The 13,592-nt window shown below is 44.1% G+C and carries 11 protein-coding genes; 5 read left to right on the top strand and 6 right to left on the bottom strand.

Features of this window, described 5'->3' with window-relative positions:
- Positions 1-5: 5 nt before the first annotated feature.
- The 3 genes from L976_RS10640 to corA all read left to right on the top strand — a co-directional run bounded on the left by L976_RS10640 (position 6) and on the right by corA (position 2,043).
- Positions 6-455: an ATP-binding protein gene (locus L976_RS10640; RefSeq protein ID WP_047540380.1), complete on the top strand. Its 450-nt coding sequence runs from the start codon at positions 6-8 to the stop codon at positions 453-455.
- Positions 456-606: 151 nt separating this feature from the next.
- A complete protein-coding gene (locus L976_RS10635; protein ID WP_047536602.1) occupies positions 607-969 on the top strand; it encodes a hypothetical protein in 363 nt (120 codons plus the stop codon).
- 126 nt (positions 970-1,095) lie between these two features.
- Positions 1,096-2,043: a magnesium/cobalt transporter CorA gene (corA, locus tag L976_RS10630; protein WP_047536600.1), complete on the top strand. Its 948-nt coding sequence runs from the start codon at positions 1,096-1,098 to the stop codon at positions 2,041-2,043.
- 68 nt (positions 2,044-2,111) lie between these two features.
- Here the strand turns inward: corA and L976_RS10625 are convergent, their stop codons facing one another.
- A complete protein-coding gene (locus L976_RS10625; protein ID WP_047536598.1) occupies positions 2,112-3,374 on the bottom strand; it encodes an HD-GYP domain-containing protein in 1,263 nt (420 codons plus the stop codon).
- 116 nt (positions 3,375-3,490) lie between these two features.
- Between L976_RS10625 and L976_RS10620 the strand changes: the two genes are divergently transcribed.
- A complete protein-coding gene (locus L976_RS10620) occupies positions 3,491-4,186 on the top strand; it encodes a 2OG-Fe(II) oxygenase (RefSeq protein WP_037417437.1) in 696 nt (231 codons plus the stop codon).
- 5 nt (positions 4,187-4,191) lie between these two features.
- Here the strand turns inward: L976_RS10620 and L976_RS10615 are convergent, their stop codons facing one another.
- The 4 genes from L976_RS10615 to L976_RS10600 form a co-directional block, all read right to left on the bottom strand.
- A complete protein-coding gene (locus L976_RS10615; RefSeq protein WP_047536596.1) occupies positions 4,192-5,541 on the bottom strand; it encodes an ATP-binding protein in 1,350 nt (449 codons plus the stop codon).
- Entirely contained in the window at positions 5,532-6,206 is a 675-nt protein-coding gene (locus L976_RS10610; RefSeq protein ID WP_011072043.1) for a response regulator, read from the bottom strand. Before L976_RS10610 ends, L976_RS10615 begins: the two co-directional genes overlap by 10 nt.
- Before the next feature lie 186 nt (positions 6,207-6,392).
- Positions 6,393-6,719, bottom strand: a complete 327-nt coding sequence (locus tag L976_RS10605; RefSeq protein ID WP_037417429.1) for a hypothetical protein — start codon at positions 6,717-6,719, stop codon at positions 6,393-6,395.
- Positions 6,720-6,877: 158 nt separating this feature from the next.
- On the bottom strand, positions 6,878-8,191 hold the full coding sequence (locus tag L976_RS10600; protein ID WP_037417427.1) for a dicarboxylate/amino acid:cation symporter: 1,314 nt from the start codon (positions 8,189-8,191) through the stop codon (positions 6,878-6,880).
- A 220-nt stretch (positions 8,192-8,411) separates the two neighbouring features.
- On the opposite strand from L976_RS10600, the gene L976_RS10595 reads away from it, so the two are divergent.
- Positions 8,412-10,853 (top strand): hypothetical protein, encoded by a 2,442-nt coding sequence (locus L976_RS10595; RefSeq protein WP_047536594.1) that lies wholly within the window; start codon positions 8,412-8,414, stop codon positions 10,851-10,853.
- A 104-nt stretch (positions 10,854-10,957) separates the two neighbouring features.
- On the opposite strand, the gene L976_RS10590 is transcribed toward L976_RS10595, so the two are convergent.
- Positions 10,958-13,186, bottom strand: a complete 2,229-nt coding sequence (locus tag L976_RS10590; RefSeq protein ID WP_047536592.1) for a M3 family metallopeptidase — start codon at positions 13,184-13,186, stop codon at positions 10,958-10,960.
- Positions 13,187-13,592: the final 406 nt, after the last annotated feature.

The following is a 13,592-nucleotide window of genomic DNA, read 5'->3' as shown; positions in this document are numbered from 1 at the left end:
AGCCCATGGCGCAAAAACTGGCGATTATCATGCGTGGCTTGCCGGGCTGCGGTAAATCCTATTGGGTTGAGCAGTTTGTCGCTAATCTGCCGTTAGAATATGCGCTGCGCGTCCGTCAAGGCGGCATTTTCTCGACCGACAGTTTTTTCTACGAGGGAGAGGTGTATCGATTCGATGCGAAAAAACTTTCCGAATACCATCAACGTAATTTAACTGCATTTATTCAAGCACTCAGCAATGCCCAACCTGTGGTGATTTGTGATAATACTAATCTCTGCCGCTGGGAGTACATGGCTTACGAGGCCGCAGCCAAAGCCCTTGGCTATCAAGTGCGAATTATACTTGTTGGTAATCCATCAGATCCTGTTCATCAAAAACTGTGTGCTGAACGTAATCGTCACGGTGTGCCGTTAACTCAAATTCGTAGAATGGCAAAACAATTTGAGGATTGTTAACTTTCCTTTGTTTGTCATCTTTTGGTGTTATCTTCGATTCAAAATTAATGTCCAAGCCCCTGAGTAAGAGTTTCATAAGCTTGATCTTAATGACAGTTTCCCTTTTATTTGTCGATTATACTACGGCGAGTTAGTTCCTCTGGAGTGTACCTTGTTAACAAAACTGCTGCTCACCCTCGCCGTCATCATTATGGCGATTTTGCTGCTTGCTAAACGTAAGCCTGGTGTGGTTCAAGCGTCATTACAAAATACACCTGTGTTGCCGAGCCTATTGCGGCGCTACGCTATCAGTGGGGTATTTTTACTGCTGGGGCTTTGTATTTTAAGCTACAGTGTGTGGTATTGGCACGATCAGCTTAAAGTGGTGACCGTGACAATTGTATCCCCATCAGGTGACAGTTTCGGTGTTTATCATGCCCGTAAAGGCGATATCTCAGAAGCAAAGATGGTCACGGTTGAGGGGGTACATATTCGTTTTTCAAATGCTGAGCGACTAGAGATCCTCGAAGACTAAGGCATATTTATTTTACGAATTTATCTCTCCCGCCTTTTCATTGCGAAGTTATGCGTTAAACTAGCGACAATTTTTTAGCCTGCACTTAAGTGGACTTTTTAGCTTAAGTTTTTTTCAGGAGGACACATGATTACTGCCTACGTCTATAAAAACCGTCAGTTGACGGTGACAGAGATTAACACTAAGGACAGTATTCCGGCGTCGACCATATGGTTGGATCTTTATAAACCTGATGATGCAGAGCGAGAGTGGTTAAGTCATTTTTCAGTTGAAGAAGTGCCAGACGAAGAAGATATCAACGAGATTGAGGCGTCGGCACGTTTTTATCAAAACAGCGACGGGCTGCATATCAATTCCTTATTCCCACAACGGGTGGGGCAAGATGTGCGTGGGGTGAACGTTTCCTTTAACCTGCGTACTAATTTTTTACTGACTATCCGCGAAGAGGATGTCGGACTTATCCGCCTATTACGAAACTATCTGCGGTTAGGTCGGCTAGAAGTATCAACCCCTCAGGAATTGTTTCTCGAACTATTTAATTTAAAAGTGGATTATCTCTCTGACTTGATCGAAGACGTGTATACCGTGCTTGAAAATGTCGGTGAGCAGGTTTTTGACAGTGAAGAGCTTGATGATGTGTTTAAGCTGATCACATTGCAAGAAGACTCCAACGGTAAGATTCGCTTAAGTTTGCTCGATACCCAGCGCTCACTACGTTATATGCAGCGATATTACCGCGGGCAATTATCCGATGAACACTTAAAAGACTTACGTGAAATGCTCTCGGACATTGAGTCTTTAATGCCACACAGCCAGTTTATCTTCGACAAGTTAAACTTCTTGCTGGATGCTGCGATGGGTTTTAGTGGATTACAGCAGAATAAGATCATCAAAATTTTCTCGGTCGCTGCCGTTGTCTTTCTGCCTCCGACACTTATCGCGAGTAGCTACGGAATGAACTTTAATGGTATGCCAGAGCTAGAATGGCAATATGGTTATCCGATGGCGATTCTAATGATGCTTGCGAGTGCTGCGGGGACTTACTTTTTCTTTAAGCGTAAGCATTGGCTGTAATTGGCCAATTTGATTTAATCGCAAAGTATTCGCAAAAAGCCGGAGTTTCTCCGGCTTTTTTATGGGGATTATTTGCGGCTATCGCCACCAAAGTAATAACTGACGCGTTCTCGAGGGTTGAGATATTCGTGAACTTTTTCAGGTAGTGCCGCGGGAGGAAGGCAGCGGACGATACTGATCCCTTCGATTTCAAGATCAACGATAGGCGCTTGATCTTTTGGCACTAATGCATCGTAAACGAGGATTTTAGGGCAAAGTAGCTTTTGCAGATTGACCGACATCACCATCGCATATTGGCCGCTTGACAATTCCACCACACTTCCCGGGGGATAAACGCCAAGCATCTTGATCATTTTGCCAATATATTCCTGATTTAATTTCGTTTTATATTGTTTATACAAGTGTCCCAACGCGGCGTATGGCATACGAGCTTTACCCTGATTACCTGGATAACACAGGGAGTCATATTCATTCACCACTGCTAATAGCTGGGACATCTTATCAAGATCCGTTTCTTGCAATCCCTTGGGGTAACCTGTGCCATCAAGAAACTCATGGTGATTGGTGATAGCAGGGAAGGCAGCCTCAGGGAAATTCTCAGCCAGTTTGAGTAAATCAATCCCAAGAAGGGGATGTTGTCTAATAAAATTAAGCTCAGGCGCAGACCAAGGTGTGGTCTTTTTCAAAATCTGCGGTGGCACTTTGAGTTTACCCACATCATGAAATAGCGCACTTAAACCGATTAATTCAATTTCACTTCGGTCCCATTCCATCTCTTTGGCAATCAGCATGGCCAGTATGGCAACGTTTAATGAATGGTAGTAAATACTCTCATCCTGTTTGGCGTCACTCATTAAGTGCAGTACTAGATTATCGGAAGTTAACAGCTGTTCCACCATACTGTGGACTAACACCTTAGCATCATCAACGGCATTCAATGGTCGATTGCGTAGTTTAGAAATCATACTGCGCATCATGGCCACTGAACGGGTGAAGTTTTGTTCCGTTTTATGAATATCTCGGCGTAGTTTTTTCTGGACTTCGATTTGCTCAGCCTTATAGACATCCATATCATTTTTAAGATCGTGCAGTTCTGGACTCGGTGGCAGCTTGATAGGGTTAATGGCCTCAGGATTTAGCGGTGCGGTTTCACTGCGCTCTAAATCGACAATTACGTGTTCAATACCGAGATTTTTAATTAATTCAATTTGCGCAGCCTGTTTTATGTGAAAGCTACTGAATAAAAAAGGATGATCTTTCCAAGCAACGGGTAACCGCACAAAATTACCCACTTGTAATTGATGAATTGATACTTTACAGCTTTTTTTCATATTTTTGTTATCGTGAAGCCAATGGCGTTATTTTATATCAATGGTGCAGCTTTACAATTACTTAACTAACATGTCAGCATAGTAAGATTGGAAAATAACCGAAGCATTGAGCCTATATGGATTTTATCGAAGTATACCCTAATGCGATACCTGAAGACCTATGTGATCGTCTCATTCTTGCGTTCGAAAACCACTCAGGTGTGGTTGATGGGCAAACCGGTAACGGGGTAGATCTTGAAAAAAAGATCAGTCGAGATCTTACACTAGATAATTTCATAGATTTACAGCCACTTAAGAATGAGTTGTTATCTTATACCCTTAAGGGGACCGCTGATTATTTTACTCAATATTCGATGGCGTTGATGGGGGCGGTGGCGGTTTCTGTTAGTGATGAACAAGGTCAAGCTGTGACTCTAACGCCAACGAATTTTGAGCGTCTTGGTAAGCCGAGAGCCGAAGCATTGGTCAAATATTTATACCGCAGTGGTAGTATTAATATTCAGAAATATCAAAAGAATAAAGGTGGATATCCCCACTGGCATTCCGAGCAATTTCCTCAGCTTAACCACAACGAGGCCTTACACCGTGTGGTGCTTTACATGTTTTATTTAAATGATGTAGAAGAGGGCGGCGAGACCGAGTTTTATTATCAGCAGCGTAAAATTGCACCTAAAAAAGGCACAATGGTGATTGCGCCAGCAGGTTTTACTCATTCTCATCGTGGCAATATGCCTATCAGTAATGATAAGTACATTGCCACCTCTTGGGTGATGTTTAATCGCGCCGAGCAGCTTTATGCTGTTTATGCATAGGATAGTTAAGTTGGGATGGTAATTCTGAATCGCGCGCCTTCAAGATGGCTTTCTTCAATACTTAGACTTCCGCCATAACTACTGACAATTTCATCACATACGGCTAAGCCAATCCCTTGCCCCGGCGATTGGCTGTCAGCTCTCACGCCGCGCTGAATAATTTTTTGCCTAAGTTGTTCTTCTACGCCTGGGCCATCATCTTCGACGATCAATTCAAAATCACCCTGCTCATTAAAATGTGCTGTTACCTGTACTTGGCTAATACATAGCCTGAAGGCGTTTTCCATTAAGTTACCGCAGAGTTCCATTAAATCGCCTTTATTACCGGGAAACAATAAATTAGTCGGGATGTTGGCCTTAAATTTCACCTGTTTGTCACGGTAAATTTTAAATAGCATTTGCGCGAGTTGCTCAACAAGTGGGGCAATAGCGGTGTGTTCCTGCTTTAATCCCTGGCGACCTAACATGGCGCGTTTTAGTTGATATTTAACCAGCTGATCCATTTGGCTGATCTGCTCCATGATTTTTTCATTGGCAGATTGCTTTGTCAGACTTGTATCATCGGTAATGGCGTGAACGGCTGCAAGACGAGTTTTTAAGCTGTGCGCCAGATCGTTCATCGCGTTTTGATAGCGTTGTTGTTGGGCGCTCGATTGCTGTAATAGTTGGTTAAGCGCTTGAGTTACGCCTTCAAGCTCAACGGGGTAACCTTCTGAAAGTGACTTAGTCTTACCTTGGTTTATCGACTGCAACTCGTTTTGCATTCTTACTAGTGGACGCATCCCCCAATATGCCGCACTGACCAGCAGAATCAGTGCGAGAGCGAGCACCATGGCCAGACGGATATAGGTGCGTTTACTGAATTTGCTGTATTCCTGCTCGAGCTTAGCTGCATCTTTCATTACAAGCAGGTTGTAATGTACGCCAGCGATTTCTACCGCGAGCAAATATACAAAGTAACCTCTGTCATCGGCCATGGTGAGGTAATAGGGCGGAGAGTCGTTACGGATTTCGTTGAAACGTTCGCAGGTATCGAAGAGGCCACGGTCAACAGCGAGGGATGAGGTCCATACTTGTTTAAACTTCTCATCACAACTTGCGATTACATACCGCTCTTGCTTGTTGTTTTCCTCTAACCAAGCACTGGTATCAGGAATAAGATCATGTTCTCTAAGCTCGGCGGCAACTTGTGGAATTTCGGCGATAAGCTGGGCGGTTTCTTCGTTATAGCTATTTTGCGCATGCAGAATGTTGACCATCCAAGCGAGGCCAAACCCTACTAAGGTGATGATAGATAACGAGGTGAGAAACATCCGGGTAAGCAGACGTTTCTTGAATTTGAGCCTTAGTTGCATGGCAGATTAAATTTATATCCTTGGCCACGGATTGTGGCTATCGGATTATCAATGCCATCGCGGGTGAGTTTTTTACGTAAGCGACTCACCATCACTTCGATAGTATTAGGATCGCCTTCTTTGTCGCCATAAATGACATCTAATAGCCGCTGTTTTGCGACGACTTCATGACAATGGCGCATTAAATATTCGAGGATAAGGTACTCGAAGGCGGTGACTTCCATAATGTCATTGCCGAGCGTTACTTGTTTAGCGGCAAGATCAAGTTTTAACTCACCACTGGTAATGACCGGTTTGACAAAGCCTGCGCTACGTCTGACTAAGGCGTCAAGTCTTGCGACAAGTTCTTCTTTTTGGAAGGGTTTAACTAAATAATCGTCAGCGCCCGCATTGAGGCCTTCAACTTTATCTTGCCAATTCACCCTCGCTGTGAGGATAAGAATGGGGGCTTTAACGCCTTCTTCACGTAATTGTTGGATAAGACTAATACCATCTTGATCGGGCAAACCTAAATCGACAATGGCAACATCTATGGGGTAATTGGTTGCTTGGAAAAAACCTTCTTTGGCAGTGAGGGCCACTTGAACTTGGTTGCCCAAATCGCTTAACTGTACTTTTAGATGATGGGATAAAATAAGATCATCTTCAACAACCAAAATTCTCATAATACTCATGCCTTAACGTCGACTGGACTCAGTGTACGCAAATTATACGCGGGAGCCAAATATTGTCTTATCTTACCCACAAGGAACTTAACCTCGGCTGACCAAGGTTCGTTAGTGGTGAAAATAAGTACTAATCCATTGTCTTTAAAGTCATTATCTTTAATGTATTGTTAATGGCTATTGCCTTTATTTCGCTTTATTCCAGATGCCGTTGCCGCTCCACACAGCTCCTAAACTAAATAGCATTACGCTGCCCATGATGATCGCCAGCCTTAACCAAGGCTCTCCATGAGCGAGCCGTATCTGTACAGCATCGATTGCAGTGGTTCCCCAAACGGTGATGACACTGATAAACAAAGCGGCTTGAACTATTCGAATCACAAGTGGTTGTTTAATAAGCAGGAAAAAAGGTGCTATAGCAAAAAGGCTTGTGAATACAAGCTGGTCATACCGTAAAAAATGTGCGCTTAACAGCCAAAAGGCGACAATCATCCAACTCACTCTCCACCACATAATCTTCTCCAACGCCAATATTGATGCAGGCTAATATAGCGATATTTAAAGGACTATTCTATTTACTTGTTCACAGAATGGTGATATTGCAGAATAAACAAGCCCAACAAAGTTGGGCTTGGGATGATCAACATAAACGATAAATTATAGGGATATTTTTAATCTATTTTATGGACTTGCTCATCAAAGCTTGGGGCAACTTTGCCAGCTTGAGTATTATTAAAGACGGTTTCATTAAATTCGCCTTCTGATTTGGCGATCACGACTGTGGCCACACAATCACCAGTGACGTTTACTGCGGTACGTACCATATCCAGTAGTCGGTCGACACCAATAATTAACGCAATACCTTCAACGGGGAGGCCAACTTGGTTAAGCACCATCGCGAGCATTATGAGGCCAACACCAGGAACGCCTGCAGTACCAATTGAGGCCAGAGTCGCGGTTACAACCACCGCCGCATAATCGGTAAGGGTTAACTCAATGCCAAATACTTGAGCGATAAATACCGTTGCGACACCTTGCATAATAGCCGTGCCATCCATGTTAATGGTGGCACCTAATGGCAGGGTAAAAGAGGCGATTTTATTATCTACACCAAGTCGGTGTTCTGAAGCTTCTATGGTAATAGGTAAGGTAGCGTTAGAGCTGGCGGTGGAAAAGGCAAATAACTGTACATCGCGCATTTTGCGAATAAAGATCAACGGACTTAAACCTGAAAACACCTTAAGTAAAATGGGATATACAATAAAAGCGTGAATAAGCAATACGACGAGTACGACAAAGAAATACTGAACCACGCTGCTGAAAGTTTCTACGCCGAGAGTTAAGGCAAGTTTACCCATTAGAGCAAAAACACCGTAAGGCGCAAGCTGCATAATCAGGGTAACTACGCGCATAATCACTTCGTTTAAATCTTCAAACAATACAGCAATACGTTTACCACGCTCGCCAATATGAGCGATAGCAAACCCGAAAATCACTGCAAAAATAATGATTTGCAGCATATTGCCTTCGCTCATGGCTTGCATTGGATTGGTCGGCACTATGCTGATTAATACATCAGCGAGACTCGGCGCTTCTTTTGCAACGTAATGCATTTTCTCTGACGCGAGTGAAGCATTACCCGGGTGGACTATCACTGCACTGATAATAGCTAGTACTAAGGCTATAGCGGTTGTGAATAAATAAAAGGCTAATGTTTTGCCGCCTAATCGCCCTAATTTTGAGGGTTCACTTAAGGAACATGTCCCACAGACTAAGGAAATAAATACCAGTGGAACGACTAACATTTTTAAACTTGAGATGAAAATCGTACCGATAACATGTAAAAAGCCGTTGGTAATATAGTCCTTAATAAATGCACTATCCGGAAAGTAATTACGTAGAAATAGTCCAATTGCAATACCCGTAACCATGCCGATTAAAATTTTACTGGTAAGGCCGAGTTTATGTTGTGATGAGGTTGCCATGGGGGTTCCTGTGTGTTTTTTATACGTTCTAATATTGGCGACGACAAGACTAGCAAGAAAATGCAGAAGTTTAAATGAGTTCTAATGTTAAACTAAGTTCAAAATATGCAAAATAAAATAAGAGAGTAATGGAAAAGTTACGTGAAAATTGTGTAATGTTAGCCTATAAGTTATAAGCGTCAATCTTAGTATTATCATTAGAATAACAGGGAGCCTGACAATGAAGTCAGCGTATAAGGTTTTTCTCGCAGGACTATGTTCACTTTTTTTGGTTGCATGTGGAGGCGGAGGCAGTATCTCCGATGATGGCTCCGGCACCCCCCCAACCCCAGGTGTTATCACTGTCACTATGGGTATTTCCAATACCGATATTTCCGCTTTAGCTCCCGCAACAGTAACTGCGAAAGTTGTTGACTCCAAAGCCGGTGCGTTAGTTGGTGAATTGGTGACATTTAGTTTAAGTAGCGCCAATATCGGATCATTTGACCCTTCTACAGCGACAGCATTAACTAATGGCGAAGGTATTGCGACCATTATATTAAATACTGCAACTATCGCAGGTGCTGGTACAGTGACTGCAAAAATTGATACAGGCGAATCTGGCAAAATTGGCTTTGTTATGAAAGGCGATGGTGGTGAGGCTGGCGGTGGTGCGCAAGTTAATCTTGCTCTCACTGACACGAACGGAAACGCAATTCAAACTATTACCTCATTAAATCCTGGAAAACTCACCGCAACAGTGACAGGTATTAATAAACCTACGATTGTGACTTTTGATAATGATATTGGTGATTTACCTATAAAAACTGCAGTAACCAATGCTCAAGGAAAAGCGAGTGTTGATATTTATGCTGGTAATACCTTAGGTGCCGGAACCATTACTGCTTCGCTTGCCAGTGGTGAAAAAGGTACGGCTGTGGTCGTGGTGGGTGCAACTAATGTTGTAATGGGCAGTGGCAATCCATTTGTTGCTGGTAAAGCAAGTGTCAGCGTGACTGACTTAACCGCAGGTGGCACAGCCACAATTTCTGTAGTGATTCAGGATGACCAAGGTAAGCCTTTTACTCAAGCTGTCGATGTAAAATTCTCTTCTTCATGTTCCACTAAATCTTCTCCAGAAGCAGAGATTAGTTCTCCTGTTCCTTCTGTGAATGGAGTTGCTACTACCACTTATTTAGCTAAGGGGTGTTTGGGTCCCGATCCCATTAATGTTACGGCCAATGCTGGTGGTTTAAACCTTTCTGCTACTGCTTCAATCAATGTGTTACCAGCCAATGTTGGCAGTATCGTATTTCTTTCCGCAACACCACAAAACATTGCCATTTTAGGTACGGGTGGTGCAGAGTCTTCTGAAGTTAAGTTCAAGGTGTTGGATACTAACAGTAATCCTGTGAGCAATCAGCTGGTCAACTTTAGTCTTAACACTACAACTGGTGGTATCGAGCTAGATCCCGTAAGTGCAACGACTAACAACCAAGGGATTGTCCAAACTGTCGTTAAAACCGGTACAGTGGCTACTTCTGTTCGTGTTACAGGTGTTGTCGCAGGTTCGTCCCCAGTTATCTCTAGTCAATCTAGTCAATTAATCGTATCTACAGGCATTCCTGACCAAGATAGTTTTTCACTATCTGCATCGACTTTGAATGCTGAAGGTTGGGATGTTGATGGTACTAAAGTAACAGTGACTGCTCGCTTAGCGGATGCATTTAACAACCCTGTACCAGATGGAACTACAGTTTCATTCACTACTGAAGGTGGTGCGATTGAGGATGCTTGTCAAACGGTAAAAGGGACTTGTAGTGTGGTATGGACCAGTCAACTTGCCAGACCTGAAGGCCAAACGTTGATAGACGCTACTGGCGCATTAGTTCGTCCACCTGTTGCTACACTTGCAGCTAATTTAGGCAACGTTTACGGCCAAAAATACGGCGGTAGAGCAACCATAACGGCTACCGCGATTGGCGAGGAATCTTTCCCTGACCTAAATGGTAATGGCCGCTTTGATGCATCCGAATTTAGCGCCTTTTTAACTCAAAAAGATGTGAGCGGTAAACCTTTCGATTTAGATGATGCTTTTAACGACTATAATGAGGACGGTTTTTTCAACCCTCAACAGTCTGGAGGCCAAGCGGGGGGAGAGCTAGAAGAGTTAATCGATTTTAACTCTAACGGTGTTTTTGATCTCAAAGACAGTAAATACAATGGTGTGCTTTGTTCTGTACCTGCTCATGCTGGTTGTGCAGATGGAATATCTGAACCCAAATCACTCTATGTTCGAGGCAGTTTAGTGATAGTGATGTCAGGAAGTACAGCTTATGCAACACCTAGAGCAGATGTACTTATTGACGATAGCTATAGCCTAAGTAAAGACCAGAGTATTGATATTATTGGTAAGGATGCCGCAACGGTTTACTTCACCATCTCTGATTTACACAACCAACAAATGCCTGCTGGCACCATCGTTCGATTTAAAGCAAGTGCAGGTTCAATAGCTAGTGGTGCAGAATATACATGGCCAAGTAGCAATTATAATGCTGGGCGTGAGTTTAGTGTGTCCATCAAGGGTGAGGAAAAACCTAACGCGGGTACCTTCATTGTCGAAGTTGAAACCCCAAGTGGTGTGGCAACTCAAGTTCTGTCTCTGCCGATAAGAATTAATTAGTCATTAAAATTTGTAATTAAAACGGGGAGCTATATGCTCCCCGTTTGTTTTTGATTAGATACTTGGTAAAACGTCAGCATGGCATTTACCATGCTGGAGGTTGATTACTCAGCAAGTAAACCGCGGCTACGCAACAACGGTTCGATTCCTGCCTCTTTTCCACGAAATTTTTTATACATCAACATAGGGTCGTCACTGCCACCCTTAGACAAGATGTTGTTGCGGAAGGCATCGGCGGTCGCCTTATCGAAAATGCCATTTTCTTTAAAGGCTTCGAAGGCATCGGCACCTAAAATATCTGACCAGAGGTAGCTGTAGTAACCGGCTGAATAACCGCCCGCGAAGATATGCGAGAAGTAAGTGCTGCGGTAACGTGGGCTGATCTCATTAATCAATCCCATGGCAGCGAACGAGTCGGCCTCAAACTTGGCGGCATCCTTAGGCGTGGTATCGGTTAGGGTGTGCCAATCTAAATCGAGCTTTGTGGCGGCCATATATTCAACGGTCGCAAAGCCTTGGTTGAACTTGCTGGCGGCTTGGATTTTTTTCACCAGTTCCTGCGGGATCACTTCACCAGTTTTGTAGTGCTTAGCAAATTGCGCGAGCACTTCTGGCTGAGTCATCCAGTTTTCGTTGACCTGTGAAGGGAACTCCACATAGTCGCGAGGAACTGCCGTTCCACCTTGTGAGCGATATTCGACATTGGATAACATGCCGTGCAGCGCATGGCCAAACTCATGGAACAGGGTGCTGGCTTCATCGAAGGTGAGCAACGCAGGCTCATTACCCGCTGGGCGAGGGTAGTTCAACACGTTGACAATAATGGGTTTAGAATCGACACCGTTCATATGGTATTGCTTGCGAAACGAGTTCATCCAAGCGCCACCGCGTTTGCTATCACGGGTAAAATAGTCGCCCATAAAGATGGCCATGAGCTTACCGTCTTTATCGTACACTTCCCAAGTACGCACTTCTGGGTTGTATTTGGGTAAGTCGGTGCGTTCTTTAAAGGTTAAACCATAGAGGCGATTGGCCGTATAGAACACGCCTTTTAAAGTGCTGTCTAGGGAGAAGTAAGGACGAGTTTGCTGCTCGTTAAAGCTGTACTTCGCAACACGGATTTTGTCTGCGTAGTAATCCCAATCCCAAGCTTGCAGCTTAAACTTGCCGCCTTGGCTGTTGATTAACGCCTGCATATCCGCAACCTCAGCCTTGGCTTGGGCAAGGGCTGCTGGCCAGACTTTATTGAGTAAGCCATAGACATTTTCAGGCGTCTTGGCGGTGCGATCTTCTAACACAAAATCCGCATGGGTTTTATAGCCCATGAGCTGCGCACGTTCGGCACGTAGCGCGGCAATTTTTGCCAGAATGACTTTGTTATCATTGGCATTATTGTTATTACCACGCTCGATATAACCCTTATAGAGTTTTTCGCGTAGTTCGCGATTATCGGCATACGTTAAAAATGGCGTGATAGACGGGCGTGACGTGGTAAATACCCATTTGCCTTCATGGCCACGTTTTTTCGCGGTTTCGGCGGCGGTGGCAATCACATCGGCCGGTAAACCTGATAAGTCAGCTTGCTTATTAATCACTAGCTCGAAGGCATTGGTTTCGGCTAACAGATTGTCACCAAAGGCTAAGTTAAGTTTGCCGATTTCTTCATTCAGGGCGCGCAGCTTGGTTTTATCCTGCTCGCTGAGGTTAGCACCGCCACGGGTGAACGATTTATAGGTGTCTTCGAGTAATTTGGCCTGCGCCGTGTTGAGCTTTAAGCTGCCTTTGCTGTCGTAAACGGCTTTAACGCGTTGAAACAGATTATCATTCAATAAGATATCGTCTTCGGCCGACGATAACATTGGCGAGACTTCCTTGGAAATCGCTTGCAGCTCAGGAGTGGTATCAGCCCCAGTTAAGTTAAAGAAGACGTTGGAAACGCGGGTGACGAGATCGCCCGAAAACTCCATCGCTTCAATGGTGTTGGCGAAGGTCGGCTTGTCTTTATTATCGACAATCGCTTGGATTTCTTCGTGTTGTTGGGCGATACCCGCCTTAAATGCAGGGAGGAAATGCTCGGGCTTAATCTTATCGAAGGCCGGTATTTCCATAAACGTATCATAGGGTTTAAAGAATGGGTTGCTGGCATTTTGGCTGATGATCTGTGCCGACATGGCATTCGGTGCGACTTTCGCCTGCGCCGCAGTATCGCTATGCTGTGCACTGCAACCGCTTAAGGCGAGGGCGAGCGTGATGGCGCTAAAGGTCAGTGTGATTGCGCGTGGTTTGAGTGTTCGCGCGTTAAGGGCCTGTGATTTTAGGCTTAGTCCCTTCATGTCAATTCCCCGTTAGGTGATTATTATTCTGTTGGATTAATGGTGTTAACAACCATTAAGCTTATTTTAAGCTGACTGTTTAGCATGTATTCGCCTAAGGGTTCCATCGATTTTGTGTTTTGTTTGTAACAAATGGTTAGCCTGCGGTTTTTAAGGGAAGAACTATGGCAAACTGAGCCCCGCACTAAGGCAATATTCGGCAAAGGATAAAGCCATTACTTTGGTGCGTTTGAATGTAAGTCCCTCATCATACAAATAATAAATAGGACCTCTATGGAATTGCCTCAGTTTGACTGTACGGAAGTAAAAGTGGACACCCAGCCTTAATAGCGCGGTAGTAAACCTCCGACTATGCTTTGGTTAAGCATTAAACAAGGAGGTTTGTATGCCGCGCCCTCGTAGAACT

Source organism: Shewanella sp. ZOR0012, assembly GCF_000798835.1.
In the GTDB taxonomy this organism is placed as follows: Bacteria; Pseudomonadota; Gammaproteobacteria; order Enterobacterales; family Shewanellaceae; genus Shewanella; species Shewanella xiamenensis.
The sequence above is the reverse complement of the archived record's forward strand: the minus strand, read 5'-3'. Positions and strand labels throughout refer to the sequence as shown.

Coding starts and splice junctions, on each gene's coding strand:
- L976_RS10640 (WP_047540380.1), top strand. CDS start 6: ATGGCGCAAAAACTGGCGATTATCATGCGTGGCTTGCCGGGCTGCGGT.
- corA (WP_047536600.1), top strand. CDS start 1,096: ATGATTACTGCCTACGTCTATAAAAACCGTCAGTTGACGGTGACAGAG.
- L976_RS10625 (WP_047536598.1), bottom strand. CDS start 3,374: ATGAAAAAAAGCTGTAAAGTATCAATTCATCAATTACAAGTGGGTAAT.
- L976_RS10620 (WP_037417437.1), top strand. CDS start 3,491: ATGGATTTTATCGAAGTATACCCTAATGCGATACCTGAAGACCTATGT.
- L976_RS10615 (WP_047536596.1), bottom strand. CDS start 5,541: ATGCAACTAAGGCTCAAATTCAAGAAACGTCTGCTTACCCGGATGTTT.
- L976_RS10610 (WP_011072043.1), bottom strand. CDS start 6,206: ATGAGAATTTTGGTTGTTGAAGATGATCTTATTTTATCCCATCATCTA.
- L976_RS10605 (WP_037417429.1), bottom strand. CDS start 6,719: ATGTGGTGGAGAGTGAGTTGGATGATTGTCGCCTTTTGGCTGTTAAGC.
- L976_RS10600 (WP_037417427.1), bottom strand. CDS start 8,191: ATGGCAACCTCATCACAACATAAACTCGGCCTTACCAGTAAAATTTTA.
- L976_RS10595 (WP_047536594.1), top strand. CDS start 8,412: ATGAAGTCAGCGTATAAGGTTTTTCTCGCAGGACTATGTTCACTTTTT.
- L976_RS10590 (WP_047536592.1), bottom strand. CDS start 13,186: ATGAAGGGACTAAGCCTAAAATCACAGGCCCTTAACGCGCGAACACTC.